Here is a 15,519-nt window from a genome sequence, read left to right on the forward strand (position 1 = left end):
GCGCTCCGGTCACTTCAACTGGCTGGAGCTCTTGCCCAGCAGCCTGCGCGCCACGATCAGCAGTTGGATCTGCTGGGTGCCTTCGAAGATGTCGAGAATCTTCGAGTCCCGCGCCCATTTCTCCAACAGTTCGTCCTCGCTGTAGCCCAGGGCGCCGGCCAGTTCCACGCATTTCAGGGTGACCTCGTTGGCCACGCGCCCGGCCTTGGCCTTGGCGATAGAGGCCTCCTTGGAGTTGGGCTGGCGGTTGTCGGCCATCCATGCGGCCTTCAGCGTCAGCAGGCGCGCCGCTTCCCATTCGGCCTCCAGGCGATACAGGGTCGCCTCGGCATGGCTGACGGAGAGCAGCGGCTTGGCGTAGTCGAAACGGCACCCGGCCTTCTTCAGCAATTCGCGGGCGCGGTCCAGCGAGGCCTTGGCCACGCCCACGGCCATGGCGGCCACCAACGGGCGGGTGTTGTCGAAGGTCTCCATTACGCCGGCGAAGCCCTTCTGCACGTCGATCTCGGCATTGCCCAGCAGGTTCGCCGCCGGCACCCGGCAATCGCTGAAGCTGATGGAGGCGGTATCCGAGGCCTTGATCCCGAGTTTCTTCTCCAGGCGGGTGACGGTCATGCCGGGGGTGCCCTTCTCCACCACGAAGGACTTGATCGCCGCGCGGCCCAGGCCACGGTCCAGGGTGGCCCAGACCACCACCGCGTCGGCGCGGGCGCCGGAGGTGACGAAGATCTTCTCGCCGTTGAGCACGTAGTGGTCGCCGTCCTTGCTCGCCGTGGCGCGGATCGCCGCCGAGTCCGAGCCGCAGCCCGGTTCGGTGATGGCCATGGCCGCCCAGGTGTCGCCGAAGCGCTTGAGCTGTTCGTCATTGGCCACCGCGGCGATGGCGGCGTTGCCCAGGCCCTGGCGCGGCATGGCCAGCAACAGGCCGACATCGCCCCAGCACATTTCCATCACGCCCAGGCAAGCGGAAAGGTTGCCGCCGTTCTTCACGCCCTCCTCCGCCGCCGCGCCCTTGCGCTTGCTGGCCGAGGTGGCGCCCACGGCGTCCGGCGAGCCGGCGTTCATGCCGTCCAGCAGCGCGGCCAGCAGGTCCAGTTCCTTGGGGTAGGCGTGCTCGGCCTTGTCGTATTTGCGTGAGATCGGCCGCAGGTAGTTTTCCGCCACCTGGTGCGCCTGGTTGACCAGGCCACGGAATTTCTTCGGGGTTTCCAGGTACATGCAGGCGCTCCTCAGAGGTGCAGGCCGCCGGCCATCACGGCCACGGCGCGCAGGTCGCGGTACCAGCGCTCGGCTGGGTGTTCCTTGGTGAAGCCGTGGCCGCCGAGCAGTTGCACGGCGTCGGTGCCGATCTTCATGGCCTTCTCGGCACAGAGCAGGCGTGCGAGGTAGGCCTCGCGATGGAACGGCTGGCCGCGCTCGGCCAGGGCGCAGGCGCGCCAGGTCATCAGGCGCATGGCGTCCAGCTCGATGGCGATGTCGGCGACCATGAAGGCCACGCCCTGGCGGTGGCTGATGGGCTCGCCGAAGGCCTCGCGCTCGTTGCAGTAGCCGCTCACGTAGTCCAGCGCCGCCTGCGCGGTGCCCAGGGCCAGGGCGCACCAGGCCAGGCCGCTGAGGTCGAGGAAGACCTGGTAGTCGAATTTCTCCGCGGCCAGGCGCCGTTCGGCGGCCACCTTCACACTCTTCAGGCGGATGCGCGCGGTGCCGGCGGCCTTCAGGCCCATGGCCGGTTCGGGGCGGCGTTCCACGCCCCTGGCGGCGGCATCGACCAGGAACAGCGCCGGGCCGTCGGCAGTCTGTGCGGCGACCAGCAACTGGCTGGCGTCGAGGCCGCGTACCACCAGGCACTTCTCGCCGGACAGCAGGTAATGGCGGCCGCGCTTGCGCGCCTGGGTCTTCAGTTGCGCGGCGTCGGCCAGCAGCTGTGGCTCGCCGACGGCGATGCCGATCAGCGGCGGGCCGTCCTCGCCGACGAACGCCGGCAGCCACTGCGCCTGTTGCTGCGGGCTGGCCCAGCGGCGGATGCAGTTGGCCGCCGACAGCGGCACCAGCAGCGCGGCGGCCAGGCTCAGGTCACCGCGGGCCAGGGCTTCGGCGATCAGGGCGTTGGTCAGCACGGTGCGCTCGCCGGCCATGCCGCCGTGCACTTCGTTCACCCCGTAGTAGGACAGGCCCAGTTCCTGGGCCTGGTTGAGCAGTTCGGCGGGCACCCCGGCGTTGGCGTCGGCATCGTGGGCGGCCGGGCGCAGCACCTCGGCGGCGAAGCCTTCGAGCATTTCCACCAGCATCTGCTGTTCGTCGGACAGCGACAGGTCGAAGAGCCCGTCCGGGTCGACCTTGCGCGGCGTCTTGAGCTGCTTGGCAGCGCGCTGGCTGGCCATGCGGAAGCCGGTGCGGCTGCCGGTGTAGAGCAGTTTCTCGAAGGGTTTGCGCAGTTTCAGGCGGTCCGGCCAATCGGCCTGGGCCACCCGGTTGAGCACGGCCAGGGCGCGGCCCTGCACGTCGGTGGTCATGGCATCTCGCTCCACGCGGGGATGGGATGCCGGGATCATGCGCCGGGAAGCGGCGGGGGGACCATGACCGCTTTGCCGGGACGCGCTGGCACGGCGGTCACTGGGAACGTAGGGCGTACAACCGTTCGCGGTTGTACGCCGTTACACCCAGGCACATCGGCGGCTCCGAGGTCGAGCCCGGAGCACTCTGGGGTCCAATATGGAGGTCGGCCGGAGCGCCTGAGCCTGGCGCGGCTGGTGAGGGGCGCTTCGAGTTTGGCAGCGAGCAGGGGTCAGCCGAGGTCAGGCGGCGTATAACCGCGAACGGTTATACGCCCTACGTCCATGGGATATCGGCGTCAGCGCTTCTGGCGGATCTTTTCGACGATGGCGGTGGTGGAGCTGTTCGGCACCAGGCCGAGCACGCGCACTTCGCCGCCGTAGCCGGCGACTATGTCGGCGCCGACCACCTGGTCGACGGAGTAGTCGCCGCCCTTGACCAGCACGTCCGGGCGCACCTGGGCGAGCAGGCGTTCGGGGGTGTCTTCGCTGAAGCTCACCACCCAATCCACCGCGCCGAGGCCGGCGAGCACCGCCATGCGTCGGTCGACGCTGTTGATCGGCCGGCCCGGGCCTTTCAGACGACAGACCGAGGCGTCGTCGTTGACCGCCACGATCAGCCGGTCGCCCTGGGCGCGGGCCTGTTCCAGGTAACTGACATGGCCGGCGTGGAGGATGTCGAAGCAGCCGTTGGTGAAGACGATCTTCTCGCCGTGGGCGCGGGCGTCCTCGATGGCCAGCAGCAGTTGCTCCAGGCCCAGCACGCCGCGCTCGGAGCCCTGCTCGCGCTGCACCGCGCGGCGCAGTTCGGGGGCGCTGATGGCCGCGGTGCCGAGCTTACCGACCACGATGCCGGCGGCCAGGTTGGCCAGGGCCACGGCCTGCGGCAGGTCCTCGCCGGCGGCCAGGGCGCCGGCCAGGGTGGAGATCACGGTGTCGCCGGCGCCGGTGACGTCGAACACCTCGCGGGCGCGGGCCGGCAGGTGCAGCGCCGGGTGGCCGGGGCGCAGCAGGGTCATGCCGTGCTCGCCGCGGGTCACCAGCAGGGCGCCCAGGTCCAGGTCGCCGAGCAGCTTCAGGCCCTTGGCCACCAGTTCGTTCTCATCCTGGCAGCGGCCGACGATGGCTTCGAATTCGGAGAGGTTCGGGGTGATCAGGCTGGCGCCGCGGTAGATGGAGAAGTCCTTGCCCTTGGGGTCGGCCAGCACCGGGATGTTGCGCTTGCGCGCGGCCTGGATCAGCGCCTGGTGGTTCTTCAGCGCGCCCTTGCCGTAGTCCGACAGCACCAGCACGCGGACCTGGTCCAGCAGCGCCTCGGTCTCGCGGGCCAGGGCCTCGGCGTCGGTCCTGAAGGGTTCCTCGAAGTCCACCCGCAACAACTGTTGATGCCGGCTCATGACGCGCAGCTTGACGATGGTCGGCTGCCCGGCGATGCGCTGGAAGCGGGTGGTCACGCCCACCGCGCCGAGGCTGTCGGCCAGGCTGGCGGCGGCCTCGTCCTCGCCGGTGACGCCGACCAGGAAGGCCGGGGCGCCCAGGGCGGCCAGGTTCAGCGCGACGTTGGCCGCGCCGCCGGGGCGGTCCTCATGCTGCTCGACCCGCACCACCGGCACCGGAGCCTCGGGCGAGATGCGCGAGGTCGCGCCGTGCCAGTAGCGGTCGAGCATCACGTCGCCGACCACCAGCACAGGGGCCTGATCGAAACGGGGCATGGTCAGTTTCATGGGAACTCCGCAGGTCGAAATCGCCGCGGATAATACCATAGCCGCTCGCCCGGCCTCGCGCCGGACGCCGGTCGTTCAGCGCAGCGGACGCACCCAGAACAGCTCGTGGCGACGCACCGCCTTGCGGAAGAATTCGTCCTCGCCGAAGGCCGGCCAGCGGCGCCCGGCCAGGGCCCGCTGGATCAGCCGGCGCAGGCGTTTCTTGGCCGGCAAAGGGACTGTCAGGTCGTGCTGCATGGCCAGGGCCTGGGCCTTGTCGAGGCGCATGGCGGCGTCCAGCGTCGGGCTCCACAGGGCGTCGGCCGGCAGCGGCTCGATGCACGGCGGCAGGGCCACGCCGCCTTCGGCCGGGCCCATGGGCCAGCGGTCGTTGTCGTGCAGGTGGTTGGCGTAGAACAGCAGGGTCTGCGGCTTCCAGGCGCTGCGCTCGATCGCCTCGCACAGCGCGCGCGTGGCGTGCACGTGGTCGGCGTGGGGGTCCAGCTGCGGGTGCGGGGTGACCAGCACCTCGGGGCGGAAGTGCTCCAGTAGCGCCGCGAGGTCAGCCACAAGGTTGTTCCAGCTGGGCACGCCGTCGGCGTCGGCCGGCAGCTGCAGCGGGTTATGCCGGCGCAGGTCGCGGATGTCGCTCTCGCCGGACTCCCGCGAGCCGAAGCCCTTGTCCGGTTCGCCGCACATCGCCGGCAGTTGCAGGCAGTAGTAGCCCAGTTGCACGCAGCGGCTGGCCGGCACCCCGCCCCACAGCGGCACGGCCAGGCTGTCCCAGGTGCGCAGGCGGCCCTTCAGGCGCGCCGCGGCGGCCTTGTCCAGGCCCAGGCGCTGGTAGTGCTCGGCCTCGATCTCGCCCTGGGTGAGGGTGACGATGCTGACCTCGGCGGCGCGGCTGTACAGGCCGAAGGCGGCCAGTTCGGCGTCGTCGGCGTGGGGCGCGATGACCATCAGCCGGCGTTCGGCGTAGTCCGGGTTGTGGAAGGCGTGCAGGGTGCCCTGGCTGTCGAGGCGGCAGTGGCGGCCGCGGATGCGCAGGTGCCCACTGCGTAGGGCCGCACCCTGGCCGGACAGGTTGAGGTAGCGCACGCCGTTCACGCCGCGCTCGAAGTCCTGGCGGTCGACACCCTCGCTGCCTTCGATCAGCACCTGCGGGTCGAGCCAGCGCCCCAGCCAGTTGGCCTTGACGCGGATCTGCAGCAGCAGCGTCTCGTGGTCCGCGGGCAGCGCATCGGTGGCAACGTGCAGGCCGTGCGGGCCGAGGGAGGCCGGCAGGCTCAGCTGGCCTTCCGGGAAGTCGTAGCGGTAGTCGTCGCGCGGCGAGTAGAACAGGTGGTCGGCGAACCAGGCCTCGTGGGCCAGCCAGCCCAGCAGCACGGCCAGGGGTACGCTCCACCAGGGGGCGAATACGCCGAGGGCGACCAGCGCCAGCAGCGCGACGAGCAGCACCAGGCGCTTCTTGCGGCGGTGGGCCTTGAGCAGTTGCTGCTTGCGGGCGCTCATGGGCGTTCTCCGGGGAGGGGACGTATTGCCTTGTAGATGTAGGAGCGAGCTTGCTCGCGAATGAGTCCGCTGCGGAATCTGTTCGCGAGCAAGCTCGCTCCTACGAAGAGCATTTCGAGCATTTACACCTGGAACACCGGCACCCGGTGGCACCAGCGGTCCTTGTATTCGCGGTCGGCGCGGCCGAAGGAATAGCGTAGCGGCTTGCCCAGCGCCTCGGCCTCGGCCCAGGCCTGCTGGGTGTTGACGTGGGTGAGCACGCTGCCGGGGCTGAACTCGCGGTTCTCCGGGGCCACGCCGCCGTTGATGTACTCGACGCTGATCCACTTCGGCGACTCGACGCGGTAGAGAATCTGGATCGCCACCGGCTCGCCGTCCAGGCGCACCAGCGAGCCGCGCATGAATTCGCGCATCAACTCCAGCACCTCGGCCAGGCGCGCCTTGCCCGGCACCTCGAAGCCCCAGCGGCGCTGGAACAGTTCGGCGTAGATGCGCGCCTGTTCGGCCGGGCTCAGCTCGTCCATCGGCTGCAGCACGCCGCCCGCCTCTTCCAGCAGGCGCAGTTCGCGGCGCTGGTTGTAGCGGAATTTCTTCGAGAAGTCCGCCGGCGCGCGGTTCAGCGCCAGCTCTTCATCTTGCCGGCGGGCGTCGGTCACCTGCTGCTGGTTCAACTCGGACAGGTAGCGCACCCGGTGGCGCAGGGCGATCCGCGCGTCCTCGGCAACCGGCAGGATGACCTCGGCATTGCCCAGGTCGAACAGCGCCTTCTTGCCTTCGCGCTTGAGCACGTCCTTGGACAGCGCCAGATGCCGGCCCCAGGTGGGGATGGCGGCGCGCAGCTGGCCGTCGGCGACCCAGCCCAGGTAGCGCACCGGGATGCCGGCCAGGCCGGCCAGGCGCTCCACCACCTGCGGGTGGGTGGCCACGCTGCCGCCGAAGCGTTGCCAGGCCTCGGCGTAGGCCGCGGCGTCGATGGTCGTCCAGCCGCGCTCGCGGAAGCAGCGCAGGCGATCGAGCAGGGCCATTCAGACCGACTCGCCGACGCCGTCCTCGGCCGGCTCGTCGGCGAACTGCCTGGCGTGCAGGCGCGCGTAGTAGCCGTTGAGGGCGATCAGCTCGTCGTGGGTGCCGCGCTCGACGATGTGGCCCTGGTCCATCACCAGGATCAGGTCGGCGCGCTCGATGGTGCTCAGGCGGTGGGCGATCACCAGGGTGGTGCGGCCCTCCATGACCTTCTCCAGGGCGGCCTGGATGTGCCGCTCGGACTCGGTGTCCAGCGCCGAGGTGGCCTCGTCGAGGATCAGCACCGGGGCGTCCTTGAGCAGCGCGCGGGCGATGGCCAGGCGCTGGCGCTGGCCGCCGGAGAGCATCACGCCGTTCTCGCCCACCTCGGTGTCGAAGCCTTCGGCCAGGCGGTCGATGAACTCGCGGGCGAAGGCATCCTCGGCGGCCTTCTCCACCGCGCTGCGCGGCTTGCTGGCGAGGTCGCCGTAGGCGATGTTGTTGAGCACGCTGTCGTTGAACAGGTTGACCTGCTGGGTGACCAGCGAGATGTGCTTGCGCAGGTTGCGCAGGCGGTAGTCGTCGACGTCCACGCCATCGAGGAGGATCTTGCCCTCGCTGTGGTCGTAGAAGCGCGGGATGAGGTTGGCCAGGGTCGACTTGCCGCTGCCGGAGCGGCCGACCAGGGCGACCATCTGCCCCGGCTCGACGCTGAAGTTGAGGTCATTGAGCACGCGCTTGTCGGTGCCCGGGTAGGTGAAGCTGAGGTTCTTCACTTCCAGGCGGCCCTGCACGCGCTCCTTCTCCACGCTGCCATGGTCCACCTCGGGCTGCTCGTCGAGCTGCTCGAAGATGCTCTCGGCGCCGGCCACGCCCTTCTGGATGGTGGAGCTGACCTCGGAAAGCTGGCGGATCGGCTTGGGCAGCAGGCCGGCCATGGAGATGTAGGCCACCAGGTCGCCGACGGTGGCGTCGCCGCGCAGCAGCAGCACCAGGTACAGCAGCACCGCCATGGCGCTGTAGATCACCAGTTGCAGCATCGGCGTGTAGATCGCCGAGGTCTTGTTCATGCGCAGGTTCTTGCTGGTGTTCTCGTGGCTCACCTGCAGGAAGCGCTCGCGCTCGTAGGCCTCGCCGCCGAAGCTGCGCACCACGCGGTAGCCCTGGATGGTCTCGGAGGAAACGTGGGTCACGTCGCCCATGGCCACCTGGATCTTCTTGCTCTGCTTGCGGAACTTGCGGCTGGCGCTGGTCACCATCACGGCGATGACCGGCAGGATGGCGACCATCACCAGGGTCAGCTTCCAGTTCATGTACAGCAGCGAGAGGAACAGGAAGACCACGGTCATGCCTTCGCGGATCACCACCTTGATGGCGTCGGTGGCGGCGCCGGTGACCATGGTCACGTTGAAGGTGATGCGCGAGATCAGGTGCCCGGAGTTGTGGCTGTCGAAGTAGCGGTTGGGCAGCGTCAGCAGGTTGTTGAACAGCGCCACCCGCAGGTCGTGCACCAGGCCCAGGGAGACGCGGGCGATGTAGTAGTTGCCGAGGAAGGAGCCGATGCCCTGCCACACCGCGATCATCACCACCAGCAGCGGCACCGCGTAGAGCAGCGAGAGGTCGCGCAGCCAGGGCCAGGGCGCGTTGGGGAACAGCTTGGCGTCCGGGTGCGTCAGGCCGTCGACGAAATACTTGAGGATGCCGGCCAGCATCGGCTGGGTGGCGGCGAAGATCAGGAAGCCGACGATGCTCAGGGCGAACATGCCCCAATAGGGCCGCACGTAGGTGAGCAGGCGGAAGTAGATCTTCAGGCTCGAGGGCTCTGCGGTGTCTTTGCCGGTCATGAAAGAATCGCACGCTGAAAAGGCCGGCGATTATAACACAGGCCTCTCGTTTGCCCGGCGCCTGGGCTACTATAGCCGGCCCCCGTCCAGGAAGCCGGTATGCAAGAGCTCGACCTATCCGCCTACGAATCGCTTCGCGCCGGCGCCACCGTGCTGGAAGCCGACAAGCACGGCGACAAGGTCATGCGCCTGCCCGACGGCAACTTCGTCAAGCTGTTCCGGCGCAAGCGGCTGATCTCCTCGGCGGCGCTCTACCCTTACGCCCAGCGCTTCGCCGACAACGCCCGGGCGCTGCAGCGGCTGGGCATTCCCTGCCCCGAGGTGATCGGCGTCTACCGCGTGCCCGGCATCGCCCGCGACCTGGTGCACTACCGCCCGCTGCCGGGCCAGACGCTGCGCCAGTTGATCGCCGCCGGCCAGGCCGACAGCGCCCTGCGCGAGCGCCTGGGCGAGCTGATCGCCCGGCTGCACGAGCGCGGCGTGTACTTCCGTTCGCTGCACCTGGGCAACGTGGTGCAGACCCCGCAGGGCGAATTGGGGCTGATCGACATCGCCGACATGAAGACCCAGCGCCGCGCCCTCGGCCGCGCCCAGCGCAAGCGCAACTTCGCGCACATGCTGCGCTATGCGGAGGATCGGCAGTGGTTGCTGGCGGATGAGGGCGGCGAGCTGAGCGAGGGCTACCTGCGCCACGGCACGGTACGCTGGGACGCCCGCGAACTGCGGGGCATCCTCAACGCCGGTTGAGTTCGCCGCCGGCCTGCCCGGCCGGGCGCTTCAGGCTCAGGCCGAGCAGGAACACCGCCCAGGGCATCAGCCACATGGCGCGGGTGCGCTCCCACAGGCTGAATACGTCGAACTGCATGGCCACGCTGGCATAGACCCACAGCAGCAGCAACGCCAGGCCCAGTTGCGTATGGCGGCTGCGCCAGGCCCGCAGGCCCAGCATCGCCCAGAGCACCAGCCAGACGAGCAGCGCCGGAATCCCATACTGCAGGGCGGTGTGCAGCAGGAAATTGTGGGCGCTGCCATGGTAGCCGCCGGCCCAGCCCTGGACCTCGTAGGTGGTGCCGTAGCCCACGCCGTTCCAGAAATGCTCGCGCAGGATCGGCAAGGCGCTGCGCAACAGCTCCAGCCGCTCCGAATCCCCCCTTGCCATCAGGCTCGGCTCCAGGCAGAACAGCGCGATGCCGCCGGCCAGGGCCGACAGGGCAGCCAGGCGCTTGCGCCAGCCCGGCAGCAACACCAGGCAGAACACTGCCGTGGCCATCAGCGCCAGGAGCGCACCGCGGCTGCCGCACAGGGCGACATAGACCAGCGGGGGGAGCTGCAACAGCAGCCAGGCCAGCCACCAGCCGCGCCTCGTCGGACGCAGCGGCAACGCCATCACCAGCAGGAAGCCCGTGGCGTAGGCGGCCGCGTTGGGGTTGTCGAGGAAGCCTCCGAAGCCGTTCAGGCGCTCGGGCGCATAAGCCGGCGCCCAGAGCAGCGCGGCCAGGCTGTAGAGGCTGTTGAGGACACCGAGCAGCACCAGGGTGCCGCGCAGGCGTGGCTCGCTGGCCCGGGCCCAGAGCAGCCAGCCACAGACCAACAATACGAAGAGGCTCGACTGCTTGACCCGCGACAATCGGTCGAAATCGCCGACGGCCCACAACAGCGAGAGGTTGGCCCAGGCGAACAGCGCCAGGAACAACCACATTTCCCTGCGTTCGGCGATCAGCCGCCCCAGTTCGGCGCGGCGGGCGATTACCAGCCAGAGCGCCGGCAGGTACACGAACAGCGCCACCATGGTGTAGTAGAACTTCATGGTCGGCGTCAGCAACACCCCGGCGATGGTCCAGAACACGCCGAACCCCAGCATCGCCTCGGCCACCCGGTCCCTGCGGGCGATTGGTACACCGCCTTGACTCATCGCGGGCCGCCAGGTCTGCCACGCTTGCAACAACATCGACTTCATCCCGGACGCACTCATCCCTCGTGGAACTTGAACATGAGGTGACGCAGGCGACGCCAGGTCACGCGATTCCAGCGCCATGGCGGCAGCCGCAGAAGAAGCCGCAGGGCATAGGCCTTGTCCGATACCACCGAGTACTTGAGCGCCTTGTTGATCACGCAGGTCAGGCCCTGCGAGTAGCAGGGATGGCCACGGTAGGGGGCGATGGCCATCAGGTCGTAGTCGAGCTGGCACTGGTAGGCGGTCTTGGACATGTTGCCCGCATGCCTGCGGTAGAGCGTCACCAGGTCCGGCAGCACATCCGTGCGATAGCCCAGGTGGGCGATCTTCAGGGTGATCTGGAAATCCTGGATGCGGATCGCCGGGTCATAGCCCCCGGCACGGTCCAGCGCCTCGCGTCGATACATGGCCACGGGGGCGCCGATGGCGTGGGCGCGGGACAGCAGCTCGGCGAAGCTGTAGCTGCGCAGCGACTTGCCCTCCTCGGTCTTCAGCCGCCGCCCTTCGGAGTCGACGTAGACCACCCGCGCCCCGACGCAGCCCACCTGGGGATGCGCCTCGAGGTAGGCGGCCTGCAGCGACAGGCGGCCCGGCAGCATGACGTCATCGGAATCGGGCGTGGCGATGAACTCGCCGCGGGCATGGCTCAGGGCCGTGTTCAGCGCGGCGCTGACGCCCTGGTTGGCTTGCCGGTAGAACTGGAAGCCGTAGCGCTGGCGCAGGGCCTCGATCTTTTCGGCGCTGGCATCCTGGGAGCCGTCGTCGACGACGATCAGCTCGAAATTCGGATAATCCTGCTCGAGGATGCTCAGCAGGGCCTCCTCGATGTAGCGTTCGCGGTTGTAACAGGGAACCAGCACGGAGATCAGCGGCCTGGGCACGACCACCTCCGGCCCCGATGGCCGCCACGAAAGCTTCGGCGCATGAATGTTCAAATTCCCAGAGCCCGGCGTAATCGCTCCAGCCTGCCCGGTTGCGGACGTGGGCGCAAGGGTGGCGTCATCGCCTCGACGATGCGCGCCCCGATCTGGCTGAAACCGAAGCCTTCCTCGGCCAGTTGGCGGCCCTGCGCGGCGATGCGCGCGGCCAGGGCGGGGTCCTCGCGCAGCACCTGCAGCTTGCGGCGCAGCTCGGGGATGTCGCGGTAGAACACCACGTTGTGCATGTCCGCCAGGCCCAGCGCGCGGTTTTCCTCCTCGCCTTGGTCGTAGGCGAAAAGCACGCAGCCGCAGGCCATGGCCTCGAAGTTCTTGATCATGTACTCGCCCATGCCGACGTCCGCGCTGACGAAGAAGCGGATGCGGTTGAGCGTGTTCAGGTAGTCCTCGCCGGAGTTGGTCTTGGTGACCAGCAGGTTCTCCACCTTGCCCAGCTCGTCCAGCAGCGCCTTGCGCCCGCTGTAGGCGACGCTGCCGGTGCTGCCGACGAAGGCCAGTTCGATGTCGCGCTCGCGGCCCAGGTCGTGGAGCAGGTCCTGGTCGTAGCCCTTGGGCACGAAGACGGCGTCGAAGCCCTCCTCGCGCAGGCGCCGGGCGACCACCGCGCCGGAGCTGATCACCCGCGCCCAGGGCATGCGCCGGTAGTGGGCGCTGAACTTGCCGGTGTACTTGCAGGGGATGTAGTTCTGGTAGGCGTCGTGCTCGAGGATCACCAAGTTCGGCACGCTGGCGATGAAGGAAGCCTGGCGCATTTCCTTCTTGAAGCGCAGGAAGAACAGGATGCGGTCGTAGCGCGAGACGTCGACCTGCTCGCGGAAGTAGCGGCGCAGGTTGGCCTGCTCGTCGCTGCTCAGCCAGCGCAGGTCGCAGTCGCAGTGCTCGGCGATGCCGTCGTAGAGGCGGTCGAGAATGGCGCGTTGTTCTTTCTGGACCAGGAACAGGACTTTCAAGATTCACCCTTGGCGGCCGCGGCCGTCATTCGGAAACGCCACGCGTCAGCGCACGGACCATCGGCAGGCTCCAGAACTCCTGGCGCACGGCCTCGTCGGAGAAGCGCGTGTGCAGGCGCTCGTCCATCAGCCGGGCGCAGGCCTCGCGCTGCTGCCGGTCGAGCGCCGCCAGATGCCCCAGGCCCTGGGCCAGGGCCGCGTCGTCGCGCAGCGGGAAGAGGATGCCCAGGCCCTCGACGATTTCGCCGGCGCCGCCGCCGGCGGTGGAGATCAGCGGCACGCCGGCGGCCATGGCCTCCAGCAGGACCATGCCGAAGGGCTCGTGGTCGGAACTCAGAGCGAACACGTCGAAGGCCTTGAAGTAGCGCCGCGCGTCCGGCACCTGGCCGAGGAACAGCACGCGCTCGGCGATGCCAAGCTCGCGGGCCAGCGCCTTGAGGTCTTCCTCCAGGCGGCCCTTGCCGAGGATCGCCAGCAGCGCGTTCGGCGGCAGCTGCGGCAGGGCCTCGGCGAAACCGCGCAGCAGCGTGGCCTGGTCCTTGTCCGGGTGCAGGCGGCCGACGTTGCCGACCACCCAGGCGTTGTCCGCCAGGCGCAGGTGCTGGCGCGCCGGGTAGCGCTCCACCTGCTCGGCCTGCAGGGCGTCGACGTCGACGCGGTTGTACAGCGTCTCGATGCGCTCCGCCGGCCAGGCCGGCAGGCACTGGCGCAGTTCGTCGCGCACGGCGTTGGACACCGCCAGCAGGCTCAGGCGCTTGGCGAACAGCTTGGCGAACAGCTTGCGGCCGAGCCGGCGGTAGTCGCCGAAGCCGTGGTGCACGCCGATCACCGGCAGGCGCGTGGCCAGCATGGCGACCCAGGTGGGCTTGAAGCGGTGGGCGATGCAGAAGCGGAAGTCCCGCGAGCGGGCGATCTCGCGCAGGTCGCGGATGGCGCGCAGCTTGAGGCCGCGCACGTCCTTCGAGCTGTAGTCGAGGAACAGCACCTCGTCGCTGGCGCAGCCGGCGGCCACCTCGGCATCGGGCGCGCCGGTGAGGAACACCGTGGTCACCCGGTAGCCGGTGCCGGCGAACAGGCTGGCGTACTGACGGGCGCAATCCAGGAAGGGCCCGTCATAGCCGTGGCAGAACTGCAGGACCCGCGGTTCAGCCGAGCGAGTCATAGGCCGCCGCGCCTTCCTTGACCACCAGGATGTCCTGCATGATCAGGTATTGCAGGTCCGAACCGTAGAACATGTTCAGCGCGTCGGTCGGCGAGCAGATCATCGGCTCGCCACGGCGGTTCAGCGAAGTGTTCAGCGCCACGCCGTTGCCGGTGAGTTTCTCCAGCTCCTTCATCAGGTCGTAGTAGCGCGGGTTGAACTCGCGCTTGAGCACCTGGGCGCGGGAGGTGCCGTCCTCGTGGACGACTTCCGGCACGCGGGTCTTCCACTCTTCGTTGACCTCGAAGGTGAAAGTCATGAACGGCGCAGGGTGGTCGATCTTGAACATCTGCGGGCCGACGGTATCCAGCATCGACGGGCAGAAGGGCCGCCAGCGCTCGCGGAACTTGATCTGCGCGTTGATGCGGTCGGCCACGCCCGGCACGCTCGGGCAGCCGAGGATGGAGCGGCCGCCGAGGGCGCGCGGACCGAATTCCATGCGGCCCTGGAACCAGGCCACCGGGTTGCCGTCGGCCAGCACCTTGCCGATCAGCTCGGGCACGTTGTCGATCTTGCGCCAGGCCGGCTTGGACGCGTGGCGGGCGCAGGCGGCGATGACGTCTTCGTTGCTGTATTCCGGGCCGAGGTAGACGTGTTCCATCTTCTCCACCGGCACGCCGCGCTCCCAGGAAACGTAGGCGGCGGCGCCGACCGCGGTGCCGGCATCGCTGGAAGCGGGCTGCACGTACAGCTCCTTCACTTCCGGACGCGAGATGATCTTCTGGTTCAGCTTGACGTTCAGCGCGCAGCCGCCGGCGAAGGCGATCTTGCCGGTTTCGCGGAGGATGTCGCCCAGGTAGTAGTCCATCATCTCCAGCGCCAGCTTCTCGAACAGCGCCTGGATGCTGGCGGCGTAGTGGATGTATGGGTCGTCGGCGATGTCGCCTTCGCGTTTCGGGCCCAGCCACTCGATCAGCTTGGGCGAGAAGTAGTAGCCCTTGCCCTTTTCCTTGTAGCGGCGGAAGCCGATGACGTTGGCGTACTCGGTGTTGATGATCAGCTCGCCGTTCTCGAACTTGGCCAGGCGCGAGAAATCGTACTTGCTGGCGTCGCCGTAGGGCGCCATGCCCATGACCTTGAACTCGCCGTCGAGCATGTCGAAGCCGAGGTACTCGGTGATCGCGCCGTACAGGCCGCCGAGGGAGTCCGGGTCGTAGAACTCCTTGATCTTGTGGATCTTGCCGTTCTCGCCGTAGCCGAAGAAGGTGGTGGCGTACTCGCCCTTGCCGTCGATCCCGAGGATCGCGGTCTTCTCCTTGAAGCCGGAGCAGTGGTAGGCGCTGGAGGCGTGGGCCAGGTGGTGCTCCACCGGCTGGATCTTGACCTTCTTCAGGTCGAAGCCCAGTTGCTGCAGGCACCACTGGATGCGCTTGTAGTAGCGCTTGTAGCGGCGGTTGCCGAGCAGGATGGCGTCCAGCGCGCGGTCCGGGGCGTAGGCGTAGCGCTTGGCGTAGTGCCAGCGGGCCTTGCCGAACAGGCTGATGGGGGCGAAGGGAATGGCCACCACGTCGACGTCGGCGGGCTTGATGCCGGCCTGCTCCAGGCAGAACTTGGCCGACTCGTAGGGCATGCGGTTCTTCGCGTGCTTGTCGCGGACGAAGCGCTCTTCTTCGACCGCCGCGACCAGCTTGCCGTCGATGTACAGGGCGGCGGAAGGGTCATGGCTTACGGCGCCGGACAGGCCGAGGATGGTCAATGACACGGGTAAGAGCCTCTTTGAAAGCAGCTGGAAGCTTGAAGCCGGAAGCTTGAAGCAACAGCGATGTTCGTCATAGCCCCTGGGGGCTTTCGTCTTCCAGCATCAAGCCTCGGGCTTGAAACCGGGATAAATTCTCTTAGAAGCAGCTCGAAGCCGGAAGTTTG

The 15,519-nt window shown here is 68.4% G+C and carries 12 protein-coding genes; 1 reads left to right on the top strand and 11 read right to left on the bottom strand.

The window, feature by feature from the left end; genetic code table 11:
* Positions 1 to 9: 9 nt before the first annotated feature.
* From ACTWJ5_RS29310 to msbA, 6 genes are all read right to left on the bottom strand, one after another.
* Positions 10 to 1,218 carry an acyl-CoA dehydrogenase family protein gene (locus ACTWJ5_RS29310; RefSeq protein ID WP_444437051.1) on the bottom strand — a complete coding sequence of 403 codons (1,209 nt, stop codon included), beginning with the start codon at positions 1,216 to 1,218 and terminating at the stop codon, positions 10 to 12.
* 11 nt (positions 1,219 to 1,229) lie between these two features.
* Positions 1,230 to 2,513 (bottom strand): acyl-CoA dehydrogenase family protein, encoded by a 1,284-nt coding sequence (locus ACTWJ5_RS29315; RefSeq protein WP_444437052.1) that lies wholly within the window; start codon positions 2,511 to 2,513, stop codon positions 1,230 to 1,232.
* Between the two features lie 338 nt (positions 2,514 to 2,851).
* Positions 2,852 to 4,276, bottom strand: coding sequence for a bifunctional D-glycero-beta-D-manno-heptose-7-phosphate kinase/D-glycero-beta-D-manno-heptose 1-phosphate adenylyltransferase HldE (hldE, locus tag ACTWJ5_RS29320; protein ID WP_074983432.1), 1,425 nt, complete (start codon positions 4,274 to 4,276; stop codon positions 2,852 to 2,854).
* 75 nt (positions 4,277 to 4,351) lie between these two features.
* On the bottom strand, positions 4,352 to 5,767 hold the full coding sequence (locus ACTWJ5_RS29325) for a PIG-L deacetylase family protein (RefSeq protein ID WP_444437053.1): 1,416 nt from the start codon (positions 5,765 to 5,767) through the stop codon (positions 4,352 to 4,354).
* 122 nt (positions 5,768 to 5,889) lie between these two features.
* Positions 5,890 to 6,786 (bottom strand): GNAT family N-acetyltransferase, encoded by an 897-nt coding sequence (locus ACTWJ5_RS29330; protein WP_074983481.1) that lies wholly within the window; start codon positions 6,784 to 6,786, stop codon positions 5,890 to 5,892.
* A gap of 6 nt (positions 6,787 to 6,792) precedes the next feature.
* The gene (gene msbA, locus ACTWJ5_RS29335; protein ID WP_074983437.1) at positions 6,793 to 8,613 is read right to left on the bottom strand and encodes a lipid A export permease/ATP-binding protein MsbA; all 1,821 of its coding nucleotides are present in this window, start codon (positions 8,611 to 8,613) and stop codon (positions 6,793 to 6,795) included.
* Positions 8,614 to 8,712: 99 nt separating this feature from the next.
* Between msbA and ACTWJ5_RS29340 the strand changes: the two genes are divergently transcribed.
* The gene (locus ACTWJ5_RS29340; protein WP_261747471.1) at positions 8,713 to 9,360 is read left to right on the top strand and encodes a lipopolysaccharide kinase InaA family protein; all 648 of its coding nucleotides are present in this window, start codon (positions 8,713 to 8,715) and stop codon (positions 9,358 to 9,360) included.
* Here the strand turns inward: ACTWJ5_RS29340 and ACTWJ5_RS29345 are convergent.
* From ACTWJ5_RS29345 to ACTWJ5_RS29365, 5 genes are read right to left on the bottom strand one after another with little or no spacing between them, the layout of a single operon-like run.
* Positions 9,347 to 10,525 carry an O-antigen ligase family protein gene (locus tag ACTWJ5_RS29345; protein WP_245322944.1) on the bottom strand — a complete coding sequence of 393 codons (1,179 nt, stop codon included), beginning with the start codon at positions 10,523 to 10,525 and terminating at the stop codon, positions 9,347 to 9,349. The genes ACTWJ5_RS29340 and ACTWJ5_RS29345 overlap by 14 nt on opposite strands.
* A gap of 56 nt (positions 10,526 to 10,581) precedes the next feature.
* Complete coding sequence (locus tag ACTWJ5_RS29350; protein WP_083426822.1) at positions 10,582 to 11,448, bottom strand: glycosyltransferase family 2 protein; 867 nt, start codon at positions 11,446 to 11,448, stop codon at positions 10,582 to 10,584.
* 50 nt (positions 11,449 to 11,498) lie between these two features.
* Entirely contained in the window at positions 11,499 to 12,455 is a 957-nt protein-coding gene (locus ACTWJ5_RS29355) for a glycosyltransferase family protein (protein WP_444437054.1), read from the bottom strand.
* 25 nt (positions 12,456 to 12,480) lie between these two features.
* On the bottom strand, positions 12,481 to 13,617 hold the full coding sequence (locus ACTWJ5_RS29360; RefSeq protein WP_074983444.1) for a glycosyltransferase: 1,137 nt from the start codon (positions 13,615 to 13,617) through the stop codon (positions 12,481 to 12,483).
* Positions 13,601 to 15,358, bottom strand: coding sequence for a carbamoyltransferase family protein (locus ACTWJ5_RS29365; protein WP_253391075.1), 1,758 nt, complete (start codon positions 15,356 to 15,358; stop codon positions 13,601 to 13,603). Before ACTWJ5_RS29365 ends, ACTWJ5_RS29360 begins: the two co-directional genes overlap by 17 nt.
* Between the last annotated feature and the right edge of the window lie 161 nt (positions 15,359 to 15,519).

Origin of the sequence: Pseudomonas sp. A6, assembly GCF_052367875.1 — a bacterium.
Taxonomy (GTDB): Bacteria; Pseudomonadota; Gammaproteobacteria; order Pseudomonadales; family Pseudomonadaceae; genus Pseudomonas; species Pseudomonas citronellolis.